This is a genomic window from Nocardia sp. NPDC004151, from assembly GCF_042874235.1.
Taxonomy (GTDB): domain Bacteria; phylum Actinomycetota; class Actinomycetes; order Mycobacteriales; family Mycobacteriaceae; genus Nocardia.
This window is the reverse complement of record NZ_JBIAMR010000005.1, coordinates 248,003-264,334: the sequence shown is the minus strand read 5'-3', so window position 1 is coordinate 264,334 and position 16,332 is coordinate 248,003. Positions and strand designations below refer to the sequence as shown.

Below are 16,332 nucleotides of genomic sequence, written 5' to 3'. Positions count from 1 at the left end.
AAGCCATCGCGCTCGATAGCGTCAGCGGCGGCGTCATCATGGTCCAGGAGTAGCCAACATGCCCACCGTCCCCCTCGTCGATGCCCACATGCACCTGTGGGACACCAGCGCACACGCCTGGTACCCGAGTTTGGCGAGGTTCGTCGATGCCGGAAAACCCGAGATCGCGCAGAACTTTCTACCGGCCGACTTCGACCGCGGCCTCGGCGGCATCCGGGTGGACGGACTGGTGCACGTGTCCGCGACCACCGCGCCGCACGCGTACCTGGCCGAAACCCGGTGGGCCGACGGCATCGCCGACGCCGATCCGCGGCCGTTCGCCCTGGTCGGCGGCATCGACCCGACCCTGCCCACGGACGAACTGATCGATCACCTCGACCAGCAGGCCCGCACCCCACGGCTGCGCGGCATCCGGGCCTTCGCCGGGCTGTCGCCGAACACGCCCGCCGCCGACACCATCGTGGGCTGGCTGCAGGAGCACGACGCGGTCTTCGATCTGGTCGCCCAGCCCGGCGAGATCCTGGACTGGATCGACTTTCTGGCGGGCTACCCCGATCTGCGGGTGGTGCTCGAACATCTGGGCTTCCCGCAGGGCCGCTCCTCCGAGGCCCGCACCGCCTGGCACAACGCGATCTCCCTGGCCGCCAAGGAGACCCAGTGGTTGTGCAAACTGTCCGGGTTCGGACTGATCTGCCGCGACCTGTCCTGGCCGACGGTCGAGTACTGGCTGGAATCGAGTGTGGCGCTGTGGGGCTGGCGGCGACTGATGTTCGCCTCCAACATGCCGGTGGACTCGATGGCGGGGACCTACACCGAACTGGTCACCACCATCGATCAGGCCGTCACCACCGATGCCACCGAGCAGGAGGCGGAGTACTTCTACCGCACCAACGCCCTGGACACCTATCGGCCGCAATAGACCCGGAGTCGACGGGGCGGCGACCGAGCGCCGCCCCGCTCTCCCGTCAGGTCCTGTACCGGAACAGGATTCGCCCCCGATTCAGGTCATAGGGGCTCAGCTCGACGAGCACCCGGTCCTCGGGCAGGATCTTGATGTAGTTCTTCCGGATCTTGCCGCTGATGTGCGCCAGGACCCGATGCCCATTGGGCAGTTCCACCGTGAACGTGGCATTGCGCAGGCATTCGACCACGGTGCCCTGGATCTCGATGCCCTTTCCTTTCCGGCCCGGATTCGTCATCGCAGCACCAGTTCCAGGTTGCCGCCGACCCGGCGCGCGCCGACACTGTCGAACAGTGCCAGGGCCGGGCCGTTCGACTCGTTCACTTCGGCTGTCGCGGTGGATATTCCGCGATCGTGCAACGCGCCCAGCGCCTGGGACAGCATGGCCCGGCCGATACCGCGACGCCGGGCATCGGACCGCACGGCGATCAATCCGATGCGCGGCAAGCGCGTCACCTGGACCACGCGCAGCAGTCCGACGTAGCGATCGGCCTGTGCGGCGGCCACGTACAGCTTCGGATCCACCACGGTGTCACCGCCGGGCCCGCACAGGATCTCGGCGGGCATCTCCTGCCAGCCGATCGTCGATTCGACTTCGTCGCGAATGAACCGGTCCACGATGCGCAGTGGTTCCTCCTCCGCGCTGCCCGCGGGTACCACCGTGATGTCCGGGGGCGGTGTCACAACCCCCAGTCCGGTGGTCGCGGGAGCAGTGGGCACCGAGTACTCCCACTCCCGCCTCCGGGTCACGAAACCCGCTCGCCCCCAACGGGACAGCAGTCCGTCGTCGGCCTCGTCGACCACGGTGTGCAGTGGCCGTCGCAGGGTGGCGAGCATGGCCGCCGCGATCTGATCGAAGACGTCGTCGTGCCACGCGTCGATGCTGGCGAACAACCGCCCATCGGGCCGTCGGGAAACTTCGCCGCACGCGACCACCCTGTCGTTCTCGACGGCTTCCCACCGAGTCGATTCGACCCGGCGGATATCTACAGAATTGGTGTTCATCGGTCGTCACCTTTCGGGATTGCCTACGCGGAGAGGCGCTCCCGGCGACGACTAGTTCGTTCGCCCATCCGCGACCACGAGGGGGAGCCCCCACATCGGTACTGTCTGCACGGGTCTCACCTCCTCGCCTGATGTCACGGTGGTCAGCACGCTAACAGAACACTCCCCCACCTGCCCACCGATTTTCTACCTGCGGTTGTTCCGGCCCCCGGCGACCGCGTCACCGCCATCGCACTGCTCGTCGACCCGGCCCGCCTCGGCGCGCTGCGACCGGACCCGGCCCCGACCGGCGATCGAGAGGGCACCGCACACTGACAATCAATCCCCGGAATCGGCCACGCGGTTGATCTTCGACCGATACGTTGGCCGAAATGTCCAGTTCGGTCGGGTGATGGTGGTCGCTATGGCGTCTCGTGGGTGGGGTGTGCGCAATGCCGGTGTCGCGGCGTCGGTCGCGGTCGTGGCCGCGATGACGGTCGGCGGACCGGGAGGTACGGCCGGGGCCGAGACACCGGGATGCGATGCGCCGCAATGGGTGAGCGGATGGATGGCCGCGCCCTCGGACGCCTTCGGGGCGGTGGATCCGTCGATGGTGCCGCAGGCGCATGTGGGCGGACAGACGTTCCGGCTGGTCGCGACACCGCACCTGGGCGGATCCGTTCTGCGGATTCATCTGAGCAACCAGAATCGGCCGGTACCGGTCGAATTCGCGCACGTCACCATTGCCGAGCAGGCCGCCGGGGCGGCGATTCGCGGCGAGACGCTGCGGGAGGTGAGCTTCGACGGGAGTTCCCGCGTCACGGTGCCCGCGGGCGGTGAGGTGGTCAGCGATCCGATCGAGTTGACGTTCGAGGCCTTTCAACCGCTGGCGGTGAGCGTGTACGCGCCCGGGCTGGCGGTGCTGCCGACCGAGCACTTCAACGCCAATGCCACCAGCTACTACAGCCTGCCGCTCGCCGGCGACGCCACCGACGAACCGTCCGGCGCGGCGCTGCCGCTGCCGACCACCTCGATGCCGTTCCTGTCGGGCCTCGACGTCCAGGCGCCCGGCACCACGTCGACCATTGTCGCGTTCGGGGATTCGATCACCGACGGCTATGTCGGCGCGACCTACCTGAGTGTGCCGCAGGACCCGGGCGTGGTGGACCGCAATGTCCGCTACCCCGACTTCCTGCAACGCCGCATCGACCAGGCGGGCCTGCCGTTCACCGTGGTCGACGCCGGGATCAGCGGAAACCGGGTCACCCGAGACGGATTGATCCCGCAGTTCGGTCCGTCGGGCGTGAGCCGGGTGCAGCGCGACGCCATCGCCAAGGCCGGAGTCACCGACGTCATCATCCTCGAGGGCATCAATGATCTCGGCGTCCCGATCGGCGTCGATGCCGACCAGCTGGTCGCGGGTTACACCGACCTGATCGCGCAGCTGCACGCCGCCGGGCTGGCCGTGCACCTCGGCACGATCATGCCCGCGGGCAACGCGCTCTCCGACGGCATCGCCACCCTGCCCCTCGCCGGACCGGTGCGGCAGCGGGTCAACGCGTGGATCCGCGCCCAGACCCTGTCGGACAGCGTCATCGATTTCGACGCCGCCCTGCGCGATCCCGCCGACCCCGATGTCCTCGCGCCGCGCTACGCCGGCGCCGACAATCTGCACCCCAACCCGGCCGGCTACCAGGCCATGGCCGAGGCCATCGATCTGAGCGTCTTTCGCGGCCGCTGCCGCTGACCCCGCACCGCCCTCCCGTGTGACTCGAATCATGGCGGGACGGCGGCCGTTCCCCGGTCGCGGCAAGTGTGACTCTTGTCGGCTTCACTCCGTAGTAGACCGATCGTCATACTGAACTCGGTACCTACTGATGAGTAACACCGAGGAAAGGTGGAGGTCGATGAATCGCCGTCGAGTGGCGACCGGGATTGTTGTCACCGGTATCGCGTTGAGCGCGCCCCTGCTGGGCGCGGGCTCCGCGGGAGCGACTCCGGTGAGCGCGGGCTGCCATTCCGGCGACCGCGTGCCGACCTCCGATCCGCACACCTACGACTCGTGCATCCAGGGCGAGTGGGGCAACCTCCGCCAGTGTCCGCCGTTCACGATCGTGACCCAAGCCGCCGACGGCGACGTCCGTTGCGTCAACGAATAACCGCAATCAATTCGCAATCGAAACAAGTGAGCGGCCGCTCAGGACAATTGACCAGTTGCCTGTGAATTGCCGAGTGCGCCTCCGAGTTACATCAAACCCTTTGTTACACACACCAACTCGAATAGCCCCGAGGTGACCAGTCACACAGGGCCGGAACGGCTATTCGGCTTGAATGGCAATTCGCGGAACCGTAAAGTTACCGACCAGTTAGGCACGATGGTGTTCCTACCTCGGCCCGACATTCTGCTAGGGGGCCGATCACACAACGTCCGCATCCACCGACGCATGTCGGACGAACCCCGTTGGGTATCAACAGGTTCGTAATAAGGAGGGGACGATGACTTCCTACATCGTCACGGGCGGAACCGGATTCCTCGGTCGGCGGCTCATCGCCGGACTGCTGGAACGCGACCCGGAAGCCGTGGTCCACGCACTGACGCGGGAGGCCTCGGTGGCCAAGCTGCGCGAGATGGCGGCGGGCTGGGGGGCCGAAGACCGCGTGTTCCCGCTGGTCGGCGACCTGACCGCGCCCGACCTGGGACTGATCGACGACGCGCCCCGCGCCGACCACGTGATCCACCTCGGCGCGGTCTACGACATGACCGCCGACCCCGAGGTCACCTACGCCGCCAATGTGCGGGGCACCGCCTCGGTGATCGCGCTTGCCCGCGAGCTCGGCGCGGTCCTGCACCACGTGTCCTCGGTCGCGGTCGCGGGCGATCACCGCGGCAAGTTCTTCGAGGACGACTTCGATCTGGGCCAGGGCCTGCATTCGCCCTACCACCGCACCAAGTTCGAGGCCGAGAAGATGGTGCGCGAGGCCGCTGACCTGCGCTGGCGGGTGTACCGCCCGGCCATCGTGGTCGGCGATTCCCGCACCGGCGAGATGGACAAGATCGACGGTCCCTACTATTTCTTCCCCGCCATCGCCGGACTGGGCGCGCTGCCGTCGGAGCTGCCGGTCCCGATCCCGGATCTGGGCGCCACCAATATCGTTCCGGTCGACTACGTGGTCGCGGCCATGCTCGAACTCATCGCCAAGCCGGGCCTGATCGGCCGCACCTTCCACCTGACCAACCCGGAACCGCAGCCCTTCACCGAGATCTACAACGCGCTGGCGCGCGCGGCCGGGGCCCCCACCGCGATCGGCACCGTTCCGGGCTCGCACACCGCGCTGCACGCCCTCGGTGGCCTGCCGGGCGTGCCCACGGTGCGCGATTTCCTGTTGGAGCGCTTCGGCATTCCCGCCGAGGTCGCCCCGCACACCGCCTTCGAGTCGACCTTCGTCTCCGAATCCACCCGAGCCCACCTGCGCGGCACCGGTATCGAGGTCCCGGCCTTCGAGGACTACGCCGAGACGCTGTGGTCGTACTGGCGCACCCATCTCGACCCCGACCGCGCCCGCCGCCACCACGGCGGCCTCGGCGGCCGGGTCGTGCTGATCACCGGCGCGTCCAGTGGCATCGGTTTGGCCACCGCGCACGCCGTCGCCAAGCGCGGCGCGACCGTGCTGATGGTGGCGCGCACCGAGGAGGACCTCGAGGCCGCGGCCGCCGCGGTGCGGGCCGACAGCGGTGCGGCGCAGGCGTATGTCTGCGACATCACCGACGAGAAGTCGGTGGAGCTGCTGGTGAAGCAGGTGCTCGCCGACCACGGGCACGTCGACTACGTCGTCAACAATGCCGGGCGCTCGATCCGCCGTTCGGTGCTCAACTCCACCGACCGCATGCACGACTTCGAGCGGACCATGGCGGTCAACTACTTCGGCGCGGTGCGGCTCATCCTGGCGCTGCTGCCGTCCATGCGGGAGCGCCGCTTCGGGCACTTCGTGAACATCTCCTCGATCGCGGTGCAGACCAAGGTGCCGCGTTTCGCCGCGTACGTGGCGAGCAAGTCGGCGCTGGACAACTTCAGTGAGATCGCCGCGGTCGAGAACGCCGACGCCGGAATCACCTTCACCTCGGTGCGCATGCCGCTGGTGCGGACCGCGATGATCGCGCCGACCGACCTGTACAAGTCGATCCCGGTGCACAGCCCGGATCAGGCCGCCGACATCGTGGTGCGGGCGCTCGAGCACCGGCCCAACCGCATCGACACCCCGATCGGCACCTTCGCACAGTTCGTGGACACGGTCATGCCGTCGGTGAAACGCGCCATCCTGCACCAGGGTTACCGGATGTTCGGCGAGTCCAAGGCGGCGCGCTCGCAGCCGAAGACCGGGCACCCGGCGGTGGACGCCGAATCCACCACGGCGAGTGGTGAGAGCGCGGCGGAGACCACCGTCAAGCCTGACTCCCGCAGTCCGCTGTTGGCGCTGGCCCCGATCGTTCAGCCGCTCATGGGCCTGCCCGCTCCCGCGGCCCGGATCACCAACCGGATTCCGGGCCTCAACTGGTAATCACTCTGCCCGGCAACGGTATTCATGTCCGATCGGCCGGGTGAACAGCACCACACAGAGTTCGGCCCGGTGCGGGACAGCGCACCGGGCCGACTCGTGCGATACCCGCGGCTCACAGTGGGATGAGGCCCCGAGTGCCGTGACACCCGACGCCCCGCGAACCGCGGGTACCCGGGCCCCGCTCCGGGGTCTCGCGGGCGGGTCCGCCGAGACCGCCCGGGAGCCGGGCCCTTCCCCTCCCCGGGGTCAGATGTGGTTCGCGGCGAAATTGGCCGCGGCCACCAGATCACTGCCGTAGGCGACGTGCGCGTCGGCGTTGAGGCCGGAACCGCACACCGGGTCGCCGCCCACGCACCAGTCCCCCGTGCGGGACAGGAACTCGCCGGGCACATTCCAGCCCAGGCCGCGGACGGGGTCGCCGAAGAGCAGGACCGCCGCCACCCGGTCACCGAGATAGCCCGGCAGCTGGACGCGGCCCGGGTACCAGGACACCACGCCGGTGCCCAGCGCGGCCTGCACGACCGCCGCCCCCTGCGAGTAGCCGACCAGGACGAACTGCTGACCGGGGCAGACGGCGGCGCGAACGGTCAAGTGCCGCACCAGATCCGCGCTGCCCGCGCCGACGTCGAAGCTGTAGTCGGCGGGATAGTTCACGCGGTAGGCGGACATCGAGACGGGCAGCCGATCCCGCAGGACACCGAAGAGGGGGTCGCCGATCTGATCGCCGAGCCAGCCGGGTTCGCCTGTGCCCCTGGCCACTACGACGTCCACCTCGGCGCAGCCCTGCGCGTGGGACCTCGGTTGTGGCACGAACGCGGCTGCGATCGTCAGCATGATCGCGACACCCCATGCCGTACGCCATCTTCTCGGCAGCAGCACCTTCCGGTCGCCCATCGTCCTCACCTCTCACATCGTTGTGAGAAGTCCGGTGACTCTTGTCATTGACTAGAGAACGATCACCGGACCATGTGACCCACGGTAAGAATGCTCCGGAAGGGCGGCAACGAATTCCACTGGAGAGACACCTGATTGGTACCCAACCGTTTCATCATGAAACTTGTTATCTACGTGCAACTTTGGGGCAACAAAACGGCCTCGGACCGGATCCGGAGCACACCGCGAACCGCACGCAAAATACAACTGGTTCTCATAGTGTGTTGGTATGGAACGACTTACCGGGCTCGACGCGAGCTTCCTCTATTTCGAAACAGACACCCAACTCCTGCACGTCTGCGCATTGCTGATACTCGACCCCGCCGCCGACGGGGTCACCTATGAGCACGAGGCGTTCAAGGCCGAACTCGGCCGGCGGCTGCATCTCATCCCGGCCATGACGCGGCGGCTGCACGCCGTCCCGTTCAACCTCGATCATCCGGTGTGGGTACGGGATTCGAACTTCGACCTCGACTACCACGTGCGGCGGCTGGCGCTGCCCAGCGGAGCCGGGGACCGCGGGCTGGCCGAACTGGCCGCCGACATCGCCGGACGCCCCCTCGACCGCGCCCGCCCGCTGTGGGAGATGTGGGTGGTGGAGGGCCTGCCGCACGGCCGGGTGGCGGTGGTCTCCAAGTACCACCACGCCATCGTGGACGGCATCACCGGCACCAACATGATGATGCACCTGTGCGATATGCAGCCGGGCGTGACCTACACCCCGCCCGCCGAGGACACCCCCGCCGAGGCCGAACCCACCGATCTGCAGCTCGCCGGTGAGGCGCTGCTGAACCTGCCGGGGCGCCTCGGCATGGTCGGCATGGTGCCCAAGACGGTCGGCATTCTGGGCGGGCTGGTGCAGCGGCGGCGCGAATCCGGCGGTCGCGGTATGCCGTTGCCGTTCACCGCGCCCCGCACGCCGTTCAATCGGGCAATCACCCAGCATCGGGCCATCTCCTTCGAACAGACCGATTTGTCGGATATCAAGGAGATAAAGACCGCCTTCGGGGTGAAGGTCAACGACGTGGTGCTGGCCGTCGTCGGCGGCGCGCTGCGCAGCTACCTCGAACTGCACGACGAACTGCCCGAAACCTCGCTCATGGCCTCGGTTCCGGTGTCCACCCACGACACCTCACGCCACGAGGAGGGCACCAACAAGGTGTCGACCATCTTCGCGCGGCTCTACACCGAGATCGAGGATCCGGTCGCGCGGGTGCTGGCCATCGCCGAGGACAATCGCGGGGCCAAGGAGGAGCACAACCTGATCGGCGCGGACTTCCTCCAGGATTGGGGAAAGTACGCCCCGCCCAACACCTTCCAGCTCGCCGCGCGGGCGTACTCGTCGCTCAAACTGGCTGATCACCACCCGGTGGTGCACAACCTGGTGATCTCCAATGTGCCCGGGCCCAACTTCCCGATGTACTTCTTGGGGGTGCGGGTGTCGTCGATGTATCCGTTCGGACCGGTGTTCCACGGCGCGGGCCTGACCGCCACCGTGATCTCCAACAACGGCCACCTGGACTTCGGCTTCATCGCCTGCAAGGAACTGGTCCCCGATGTGGACAAGATCGCCGACGCCGTCCCCGAGGTGATCACCGCGCTGCTCAAGGCCGCGCGCGAAAAGGGCTGAGCCCGAACCGAGTGGCTACCGTCTAGAGCCGCTCCGCCACCGACTGCACGGCCTCGAGGAACACCGGGACAAAGACGTCCGCCTCGAGTGCGCAGGCCGCGTGGCCCGCCTTGGCGAGGAAGATCTCCGCTCCCGGAATCGCTTTCGCCATCTCCAGCTGACGGAAGACGGGCAGCGCCCGATCCCGCGTGGTGATCACCACCGCCGTCGGCATCTTCAGCGTCGGCAGCCATTCCGACGCATCGAAACGCCCCAGCACCGCGAGCGCCTGCGCGAGCGCCCAGCCGCTGGTGGCCCGCAGTTCCGCCATCGCCCAGCGATCCATTCGGCCCACCGGCCACGAGGACTCCGGCAGCGTGGGCAGTTTGTCGCGGCGCAGCTCCGCCCGGCGGAACGACCACTCCGAGAACAAGGCGGCCGTCGCCGACCAGCCCCGATGGAAGGCGCGCTCACGCCACTTCTCCTGGAAACGGTAGGTGGTCGCGGCCAGGACCAGCCCGCCCACCCGGTCCGGGTGCCGGTGCGCGGCCAGCTGGGCCACCACGCCGCCCATGGAGTAGCCCGCCAGGATCGGGCGCTCGACGCCCACCGCGTTGGCGACCGCGATCACGTCGTCGGCCAGATCGTCGAGATCGAAACGCTCGGAACGGATTCCGTGACCGTGCCAGCGCTGATCGAACAGGACCACCCGGTAGTGGGCGTTCAGCTCGCGCAGCGAGGGGAACCAGTTGAGCATGGCGGTGGTCGCCATGCCGTGCAGCAGCAGCACCGTCGGCGCGTCCGCAGCCGGGCCCGGCAGGTCCACCACGTAGGTGGCGCCGCGGCCGGGCAGCTCCACCATCTCGCCCTGCGGCACCTCGGTCAGCCGGGAGATGCGCGGTGACAGGCGGCGACCGCGGCGCGGCGCGGCAGTCGTGGTCGGATCCGAGCTGGGGTTCGTCATCGAGGGCCTCCCGGCACACCGTCGCGGCGGTCGAACTGGAACACGTTTCACTCGATGATGCCATACCGCGGGCGCGGCGGCGGGTTACGGCGTGCAGGGCGCGGGGGCGGCGACCACCGTGGTCACGACCACCGGGGCCGGGGGCTCGGACGGGGCGGGGGACGGCTCGGCAGTGATGTCGTAGAGCTGAATTCCGGTGCGGCGCAACTGCCCCGGCTCGATCGCGACCCCGGGGACATACGCGACGTGGCCGTAGATGTCGGTCACCTGGGCGGTGAACGGGCCCCTGCCGATGCCCGACACGGTCCAGTAGTTGTCGTAGCCCCGGCGCATCGGGCGGTAGTCGCCGCCGGAATCCGGACGCAAGGCGACTTGTGCGAGAGGATTGCCGGTGCCGGAGAACAGGATTCCGATCCAGCTGGTCGAGGAGCTCTGCTGGACGCGGTAGAACAGCTCCGGCGCGGGGTTCGGGTCGCGAACGATGCTGATCCTGACCGGTGCGACGCCGTCGACGGAATCGGCGATCGCCTCGAAAGCCGAACGGCTCAAGTCGTATTGGTCCGGGCCGCAGCCGGTGCAACGGTCGACGATCTGGGCACGGACGCTGCCCAGCGGGCCGTCGATGTCGACGTAGGAGCCGCAGGGGGCGGAACCCTCGTATCGGCTGGTCGGGACACCGACGTAATAGCCGTCCGGCGGCAGATCCGGCAGTGAGCAGGCGACGCCCGGACCGAAGTCGTAGAACCGGGCCTCGACCTGCTCCAGGGGCGGTGACGCGTCCACGGTTCGAATCTGCTGAGGAGTAACCGCGCTCGGTGCGGGTGCGGCGGACAGCGTGACGACCGTCGGCGTCGGCGCGGCAGTGCTGCAGCTCAACGACTGCGGTCTGACCCACCACGCGGCCAGTCCCACCACCACCGCTCCCACCAGAATCGTCCACAACCACGGCCTGCCAGGATGGACCTCTTCGTGTCCGGTGCGGTGCATGGCCGGTCCCCAACCCTCCGAATTGTGTTTGCTGACTCGATGCTGCACTCCCCTTCAGGAAAGCAGCCGGGGCCGCTACGCTGAGGTCGAATGGCAATTTCGGAATGAAAAGCGCGGCGTGTTGGCGGTGTGTCCGCGATGTAGAACCCCGGGCCCGACCGCTACGTATGTCCGGATGTCCATATCTCCGACGTCACCACACCCGGGGAGAGATGCCATGGCCCAGCTCGCGCCCTTCTACCGGCAGGTCCAGGCTCACTACGACCTGTCCGACGACTTCTACGCGCTGTTCCTCGACCCCTCCAAGACCTACAGCTGCGCCTACTTCCAACGCGCGGGCCTGACATTGGAGGAGGCCCAACTGGCCAAGATCGATCTGGCGCTCGGCAAGCTGGGGCTCGAACCCGGCATGACCCTGCTCGACGTCGGCTGCGGATGGGGCTCGACCATGATCCGCGCCGTACTCACGTACGGGGTCCGCGTCATCGGACTCACCCTGAGCCGCAACCAATTCGAGTACGTTCGCACCGAACTACGCGATCTGGGCATCTCCGAAGCCGAAGTGCGCCTGCAAGGTTGGGAGGAATTCGACGGCACCGCCGACCGCATCGTCAGCATCGGGGCGTTCGAACACTTTCGCAAACAGCGCTACCCCGAGTTCTTCACCCGCTGCCACCGCATGCTTCCCCCCGGTGGCCGCATGCTGCTGCACACCATCATCGGCCACAGCCTCGCCGACCTGCGGGCCGCCGAGATTCCGGTGACCCGTGAGGACGCCCTGTTCCACATCTTCGTCAAACGGGAGATCTTCCCCGGCGGCCAGCTCCCCCAGAAGGACACCGTCCCCCGGGAGGCCGAGGCGGTCGGGTTCCGCACGACCCGAATCCAATCCTTGCGCCCCCACTACGCGAAAACCCTTGACCTGTGGGCGGAATCCCTCGCGGCCCACCACGCCGAGGCCGTCGAGCTCACCTCCGAAGAGGTCTATCAGCGCTACATGAAGTACCTGACCGGGTGCGCCCATTACTTCCGCGCGGGGCACCTCGACGTCATGCAGTTCACGCTGCAGAAGTAGACCGGCCGAGGAAGGTCAGCAGCCGGTCGTGAGCGGGCGCGTCGGCGGACGACGGCCGCGCCGGGCCGAACATGCCGGGGCGCCGGAAGGCGTCGAAGTCCATGGATCGCATGACGGTGAGCAGGTAGTCGGCCTGCCGCTCGTCGATGAGGCGCCGCTGCCCGGTGACGACGGCCAGGTCGATGCCGTGGACCAGGATTTCGGTCAGGTGGATCAGGGCGGCCATGCGGCCGGGCATCGGTCCGAAGCCGAGCCGGACGGTGGTGTCCAGCGCGCCGGGGCGGGACCAGGCGTCGCGGTCGAGGTGCGCGGCGGCGGCGTACGCGGTGCGGTGGCAGGTGCCGAGCCAGTCGTCGTGGTGGTCGCCGCCGGGATCGGTGTGGGTGAGTTCGGCGGCGAAGACGCGCAGGCCGCCGACCAGATGGTTGAGTTCGAAGCCGACATCCCAGCCGGGGCACAGCGAGGGCAGGCCGAGCTGTGTGTCGCCGATCCCGGCGACGATGGCGCCGGTGGCGTCGAGCGCGTCGTGGATCCGATCGACGAGGGTGGGGGCCACGGTGTTCATGGTGGTGTCTTTCGGTCGGCGGATTCAATCCATCGAGCCGGAACGGTTCCGTCTCGTCTATGCCGAGAACGGTACCGCCGGTCAAGGCGATACGCAACCGTTCCGTCTCGTGTTAGCGTGTCTCGCATGCCCCATCCCCCGCGTCGCACGTCCGGCGGCCCGGTCCTGCAGGACGCCCTGACCGAGGCGCTCACCACCGCCTTCTTCGAGGAGCTCGCCGCGGTCGGCTATGGACGCCTCTCCATCGAGGCCGTGGCCCGCCGCGCGGGCGCGGGCAAGGCGGCCGTCTACCGCCGCTGGCCCTCCAAGCAAGCCATGGCCACCGACCTCATCACCAAGATCGCCGTCGACGCCGCCGACACCCCCGACACCGGAACACTCCGAGGCGATCTCCACGCCTTCCTCACCGCGGCCGCCGCCGGCCTCCGCCACCCCCTCGCCTCGAAGATCATCCCCGACCTCCTGGCCGAAGCGGCCCGCGAACCAGCCCTGGCCGCCACCCTCACCACCGGCATCGCCACCACCCGCCGCGACCGCGCCACCGCCCTCCTCCACCGCGCCATCACCCGAGGCGAACTCCCCGACGACCTCGACATCCCCCTCGCCCTGGACTTCCTCGCGGGCCCCCTCTACTGGCGACTCACCATCACCGGCATCCCCCCCGAACCCACCTACCTGGACAACCTCACCACCATGCTCCTGACCGCCTTCCGCGCCAACACCCTTCCGACCTAGCGGCGCCGCATAGCGGCCAACACAGCGGGGTCAGCGGGGGCGATCGTCACGTCCTGCGGAGCGTTCCGGGGGAAGGTCCAGGTCAGTTCCAGGGTGGTGGTAGCGACCACGAAGTCCGCATCGAGGGTGACCCGGTGGAACGGGTTCGAGGTTCCCGACACCGCGACCCACCGCAGCGTGTTCTCCTCGTCATCGTCGGTCAGCGCAACCCATCCGATGCTCCCGTTCGACGCCGACTCCCCCACCATCGCCCGACTCCCACCGTGCACAGCCGAATCGAACGTCGCATCCACGTCGATCCACTCCACCGCCGACCAAGCGCTAGCCCTGAAATGCTCCTGCCAGAACCACTCATCCGGCTTCGAAACCCCGCCCCCAGGCTGCTGAAACCTGCGCCGCACCAACGACATCGTCACCAACGTTCCGTCGCCGAACACGATCGAGTCCCCATCCGGCGCCTCCCGCCCCCGCCACCGCTCGAGCACCTGCCGCACCGTCGCTTCACGACTGGTCATCGCAAGCACCCCTTCAAGCCTGGCCCACATCTGACCAACGGCCTTCTCCCCATCGAGAATCGACCCGAGGTGTGCCCGAAATGCCTGCTGTTCGGATGCATACATCGCAAACCACCGCGTCCCGACACTGGCTTCGACATTCGCGATCCGATCCGCCAGCTTCAGAATCACCGCCGACGGACAGCCCGCGATCTTGGCATAGATGTCCTCGTTCCGCTCCTCCCGCGTCCCCCCGATCCCGGTCACCGCCCACACCAGTTCAGCGACCCCCACACCAAACGCCCCCTCCAATTCCGCCCCGGTAGCCGCCGTGTCCTCCAGAACATCGTGCAGCCACGCAGCCACCCCCAGATCCCCCGAGAACCCGAAGTCGTCCAGCACATCCCGAACCGCCGCCAAATGAACCGAATACGGTGCCCCACCGTATGTTTGGCCACCATGCGCCGCCCGCGCGAAACACCGCGCGGCCTCTTCGATGTCGTCGCCGATCATGAACCCGAAGCTACCGTGGTAGGAGGATCCGGGCCGCCGAAGGCGGTGCGGAGGAAGGCGACGAGTTGGGTGCGGACCCGGGGTTGGGTGAGGCCGTCGGCGCCGGCGCGGAGGGCCGAGAGGAGGGCGTAGACGAGGAGGGAGAGGAGGACTTCGCCGGCTATGGCGGGATCGAGGGTGGGGTCGAGGTAGCCGTGGGCGATGCCCTCGCGGATTCGGGCCACCGATTCGGCGGCGTAGGCGCGGGCGTTGTGGAGGCAGCGGTCGAGGACGGCGTCGTCGATCGAGGAGGCTTCCAGGAGAAAGAAGTTCACCAGGCCGGGTTCGGTGGCGACCAGGTCGTAGCAGCGGTCGATGACCCGAGCGTAGCGGTCGCAGAAGGCATCCAAGGTGGTGGGGATGATGTCGCCTTCGGGGCCCAGGAGGAGGTCGCGGATGTGGCGGAAACTGTGGTCGATGACGGCGTCGAGGATGGCGCGTTTGTTCGGGAAGTAGTTGTAGAAGGTGCCGTGACTGACGCCCGTCGCGGCGGCGATGTCGTCGACGGAGATGGCGCGGAAGCCTCGGGCGACGACCAGTTCGTAAGCGGCGGTGATCAATTCGGCTCGGCGGCGGTCGGCTCGGGACCGGCGGGGTCGGTCGCGGTGCGGGTCGGGGGCCGGGGCGGCGGTCATGGGGGCGGGCTCGGGGGTGCCGGCGGGCGCAGGGGGCGCAGCGTTCGGTCGAGGTAGGCGAGGACCGCGGTCATGCTGCGATCGCGGATGGCCGGATTGCCCGCGCCCAGCAGTTCCCGCATGAGCCACGGGCCGACCAGGGTGGGGATGGTGTGGCCCAGCACTTCCGGATCGATGTCGGGACGGATCCATCCTGCCTCCAGGCCGCGGGTGAGTTCGGCGGCGATCAGGGAGGCGGTGAGGGCCTCCAGGCCGAGCAGGCGGTGCGCCAGTTCGGGATCGATGGCCCCGGCCTCGACCACCAGCAGCCGCAGCACGCGCGGCTGACGTTCGAGCAGGTCGTAAAGACGGGCCACGGCGGCGCGGACCGCGGCCACCAGGTCGTCCACCGTGTCGGCCGCGCCGAACACGGTGTGCAGTCGCATGGCGTCGGTCACCTTCTCGATGCCGAGATCGATGACGTGGTCCAGGATTTCGCGTTTGCTGCCGAAGTAGCGGTAGACGGTGCCCTGGCCGATGCCGGCGCGGGCGGCCACTTCGGAGATGGCGGTGGCCTCGTAGCCGTGCGCGGTGAACACCTCGTAGGCGGCTTCGATGATCTCCCGGCGGCGGCGCGCGGGGAGTTCGCGCTGCGGCGGGCGGCCGATGCGTGCCGGGGCTATTTCGCGGCCCCGCCCTTCACACCGGCGTCCTTGGGGCCGTAATCGGTCACCAGCCACTCGCCGTCGCGCCCGGCCACCGTCACCACCAACAGGTTCGGCACCGTCGCCGGGTCGGGCTGCTGCACGTTCTGGGTGCGCTGGGTGGCGTAGACGGTGACCGCGTACTGGTCGTTGCCCTTGGCCTCCACCGAGGTGCCCACCACGTCACCGGCGGCCACCACCTGGGCATCGGTCATGATCTTGGCGAGAGCGTCGTGGAACTGGGTGTACTTGTCGCGCAGGGGATCCGATGCCCCGCGCTGTACGCCGTCGAAGAAGGCGGGCAGGTTGCGGTAGTCGTAGGTGAGCGAGCGCAGCGTGTAGTCCTTGGCCACCTGCGCGGCGCGATCACGATCGGCGTCGCGGGACTTCAGCGCGTCGTAGTCGCCCGAGGCGTTGTGCCACAGCACCCCCAGCACCACGGCCGCGATCGCGAAGAGCGCCGCGGCCGCCACCACGAACGGATTGAGTCGTTCACCGATCCCCTTCGGGGACACGGCCTTCGGAGATTCCTCGACGGTCTCCCCCGTGTCGGGCTTGTCGGCCTCGGTCTGCTCGGTCTCGGTCACGGTCTGCCTTC

Annotated in this window: 17 protein-coding genes; 7 read left to right on the top strand and 10 right to left on the bottom strand. The window is 68.2% G+C overall.

Annotated elements, in window-relative coordinates; all coding sequences use genetic code 11:
* Positions 1-58: 58 nt before the first annotated feature.
* Positions 59-919 (top strand): amidohydrolase family protein, encoded by an 861-nt coding sequence (locus ACFYTS_RS14655; protein WP_357277502.1) that lies wholly within the window; start codon positions 59-61, stop codon positions 917-919.
* Between the two features lie 46 nt (positions 920-965).
* Here ACFYTS_RS14655 and infA read toward each other — a convergent pair whose 3' ends face one another.
* Both infA and ACFYTS_RS14645 read right to left on the bottom strand, forming a co-directional pair.
* Positions 966-1,199, bottom strand: coding sequence for a translation initiation factor IF-1 (infA, locus tag ACFYTS_RS14650; RefSeq protein WP_357277505.1), 234 nt, complete (start codon positions 1,197-1,199; stop codon positions 966-968).
* Positions 1,196-1,966, bottom strand: a complete 771-nt coding sequence (locus ACFYTS_RS14645; RefSeq protein WP_387304313.1) for a GNAT family N-acetyltransferase — start codon at positions 1,964-1,966, stop codon at positions 1,196-1,198. The genes infA and ACFYTS_RS14645 overlap by 4 nt, the downstream gene beginning before the upstream one ends.
* Positions 1,967-2,369: 403 nt before the next feature.
* Between ACFYTS_RS14645 and ACFYTS_RS14640 the strand changes: the two genes are divergently transcribed.
* The 3 genes from ACFYTS_RS14640 to ACFYTS_RS14630 all read left to right on the top strand — a co-directional run bounded on the left by ACFYTS_RS14640 (position 2,370) and on the right by ACFYTS_RS14630 (position 6,502).
* Positions 2,370-3,692: a GDSL-type esterase/lipase family protein gene (locus ACFYTS_RS14640; RefSeq protein ID WP_387304310.1), complete on the top strand. Its 1,323-nt coding sequence runs from the start codon at positions 2,370-2,372 to the stop codon at positions 3,690-3,692.
* Between the two features lie 160 nt (positions 3,693-3,852).
* On the top strand, positions 3,853-4,104 hold the full coding sequence (locus ACFYTS_RS14635) for a hypothetical protein (protein ID WP_387304307.1): 252 nt from the start codon (positions 3,853-3,855) through the stop codon (positions 4,102-4,104).
* A gap of 337 nt (positions 4,105-4,441) precedes the next feature.
* Positions 4,442-6,502, top strand: coding sequence for an SDR family oxidoreductase (locus tag ACFYTS_RS14630; RefSeq protein WP_387304305.1), 2,061 nt, complete (start codon positions 4,442-4,444; stop codon positions 6,500-6,502).
* Between the two features lie 246 nt (positions 6,503-6,748).
* On the opposite strand, the gene ACFYTS_RS14625 is transcribed toward ACFYTS_RS14630, so the two are convergent.
* Positions 6,749-7,396: a cutinase family protein gene (locus ACFYTS_RS14625; protein ID WP_387304303.1), complete on the bottom strand. Its 648-nt coding sequence runs from the start codon at positions 7,394-7,396 to the stop codon at positions 6,749-6,751.
* Between the two features lie 268 nt (positions 7,397-7,664).
* On the opposite strand from ACFYTS_RS14625, the gene ACFYTS_RS14620 reads away from it, so the two are divergent.
* Positions 7,665-9,065, top strand: coding sequence for a wax ester/triacylglycerol synthase family O-acyltransferase (locus tag ACFYTS_RS14620; RefSeq protein ID WP_387304301.1), 1,401 nt, complete (start codon positions 7,665-7,667; stop codon positions 9,063-9,065).
* A 22-nt stretch (positions 9,066-9,087) separates the two neighbouring features.
* Here ACFYTS_RS14620 and ACFYTS_RS14615 read toward each other — a convergent pair whose 3' ends face one another.
* Both ACFYTS_RS14615 and ACFYTS_RS14610 read right to left on the bottom strand, forming a co-directional pair.
* Positions 9,088-10,008: an alpha/beta fold hydrolase gene (locus tag ACFYTS_RS14615; RefSeq protein ID WP_387304298.1), complete on the bottom strand. Its 921-nt coding sequence runs from the start codon at positions 10,006-10,008 to the stop codon at positions 9,088-9,090.
* Positions 10,009-10,092: 84 nt separating this feature from the next.
* A complete protein-coding gene (locus ACFYTS_RS14610; RefSeq protein ID WP_387304295.1) occupies positions 10,093-10,791 on the bottom strand; it encodes an expansin EXLX1 family cellulose-binding protein in 699 nt (232 codons plus the stop codon).
* 421 nt (positions 10,792-11,212) lie between these two features.
* On the opposite strand from ACFYTS_RS14610, the gene ACFYTS_RS14605 reads away from it, so the two are divergent.
* On the top strand, positions 11,213-12,070 hold the full coding sequence (locus ACFYTS_RS14605; RefSeq protein WP_357277527.1) for a cyclopropane mycolic acid synthase family methyltransferase: 858 nt from the start codon (positions 11,213-11,215) through the stop codon (positions 12,068-12,070).
* On the opposite strand, the gene ACFYTS_RS14600 is transcribed toward ACFYTS_RS14605, so the two are convergent.
* Positions 12,054-12,635 carry a TIGR03086 family metal-binding protein gene (locus ACFYTS_RS14600; RefSeq protein WP_387304292.1) on the bottom strand — a complete coding sequence of 194 codons (582 nt, stop codon included), beginning with the start codon at positions 12,633-12,635 and terminating at the stop codon, positions 12,054-12,056. The two genes, ACFYTS_RS14605 and ACFYTS_RS14600, sit on opposite strands and share 17 nt — an antisense overlap.
* Before the next feature lie 126 nt (positions 12,636-12,761).
* On the opposite strand from ACFYTS_RS14600, the gene ACFYTS_RS14595 reads away from it, so the two are divergent.
* Positions 12,762-13,370, top strand: coding sequence for a TetR-like C-terminal domain-containing protein (locus ACFYTS_RS14595; RefSeq protein ID WP_357277532.1), 609 nt, complete (start codon positions 12,762-12,764; stop codon positions 13,368-13,370).
* Here ACFYTS_RS14595 and ACFYTS_RS14590 read toward each other — a convergent pair.
* The 4 genes from ACFYTS_RS14590 to ACFYTS_RS14575 are packed head-to-tail and all read right to left on the bottom strand — an operon-like array spanning position 13,367 to position 16,321.
* Positions 13,367-14,377, bottom strand: coding sequence for an HD domain-containing protein (locus ACFYTS_RS14590; RefSeq protein WP_387304289.1), 1,011 nt, complete (start codon positions 14,375-14,377; stop codon positions 13,367-13,369). The genes ACFYTS_RS14595 and ACFYTS_RS14590 overlap by 4 nt on opposite strands.
* A complete protein-coding gene (locus ACFYTS_RS14585) occupies positions 14,374-15,051 on the bottom strand; it encodes a TetR/AcrR family transcriptional regulator (protein WP_387304286.1) in 678 nt (225 codons plus the stop codon). Before ACFYTS_RS14585 ends, ACFYTS_RS14590 begins: the two co-directional genes overlap by 4 nt.
* Positions 15,048-15,770 carry a TetR/AcrR family transcriptional regulator gene (locus ACFYTS_RS14580; protein WP_387304283.1) on the bottom strand — a complete coding sequence of 241 codons (723 nt, stop codon included), beginning with the start codon at positions 15,768-15,770 and terminating at the stop codon, positions 15,048-15,050. Before ACFYTS_RS14580 ends, ACFYTS_RS14585 begins: the two co-directional genes overlap by 4 nt.
* The gene (locus tag ACFYTS_RS14575) at positions 15,710-16,321 is read right to left on the bottom strand and encodes a hypothetical protein (RefSeq protein ID WP_387304281.1); all 612 of its coding nucleotides are present in this window, start codon (positions 16,319-16,321) and stop codon (positions 15,710-15,712) included. The genes ACFYTS_RS14580 and ACFYTS_RS14575 overlap by 61 nt, the downstream gene beginning before the upstream one ends.
* Between the last annotated feature and the right edge of the window lie 11 nt (positions 16,322-16,332).

Bases quoted from the DNA above. Each gene is read 5' to 3' on its own strand.
- ACFYTS_RS14655 (WP_357277502.1), top strand. From the start codon at position 59: ATGCCCACCGTCCCCCTCGTCGATGCCCACATGCACCTGTGGGACACC.
- infA (WP_357277505.1), bottom strand. From the start codon at position 1,199: ATGACGAATCCGGGCCGGAAAGGAAAGGGCATCGAGATCCAGGGCACC.
- ACFYTS_RS14645 (WP_387304313.1), bottom strand. From the start codon at position 1,966: ATGAACACCAATTCTGTAGATATCCGCCGGGTCGAATCGACTCGGTGG.
- ACFYTS_RS14640 (WP_387304310.1), top strand. From the start codon at position 2,370: ATGGCGTCTCGTGGGTGGGGTGTGCGCAATGCCGGTGTCGCGGCGTCG.
- ACFYTS_RS14635 (WP_387304307.1), top strand. From the start codon at position 3,853: ATGAATCGCCGTCGAGTGGCGACCGGGATTGTTGTCACCGGTATCGCG.
- ACFYTS_RS14630 (WP_387304305.1), top strand. From the start codon at position 4,442: ATGACTTCCTACATCGTCACGGGCGGAACCGGATTCCTCGGTCGGCGG.
- ACFYTS_RS14625 (WP_387304303.1), bottom strand. From the start codon at position 7,396: ATGGGCGACCGGAAGGTGCTGCTGCCGAGAAGATGGCGTACGGCATGG.
- ACFYTS_RS14620 (WP_387304301.1), top strand. From the start codon at position 7,665: ATGGAACGACTTACCGGGCTCGACGCGAGCTTCCTCTATTTCGAAACA.
- ACFYTS_RS14615 (WP_387304298.1), bottom strand. From the start codon at position 10,008: ATGACGAACCCCAGCTCGGATCCGACCACGACTGCCGCGCCGCGCCGC.
- ACFYTS_RS14605 (WP_357277527.1), top strand. From the start codon at position 11,213: ATGGCCCAGCTCGCGCCCTTCTACCGGCAGGTCCAGGCTCACTACGAC.
- ACFYTS_RS14600 (WP_387304292.1), bottom strand. From the start codon at position 12,635: ATGAACACCGTGGCCCCCACCCTCGTCGATCGGATCCACGACGCGCTC.
- ACFYTS_RS14595 (WP_357277532.1), top strand. From the start codon at position 12,762: ATGCCCCATCCCCCGCGTCGCACGTCCGGCGGCCCGGTCCTGCAGGAC.
- ACFYTS_RS14590 (WP_387304289.1), bottom strand. From the start codon at position 14,377: ATGATCGGCGACGACATCGAAGAGGCCGCGCGGTGTTTCGCGCGGGCG.
- ACFYTS_RS14585 (WP_387304286.1), bottom strand. From the start codon at position 15,051: ATGACCGCCGCCCCGGCCCCCGACCCGCACCGCGACCGACCCCGCCGG.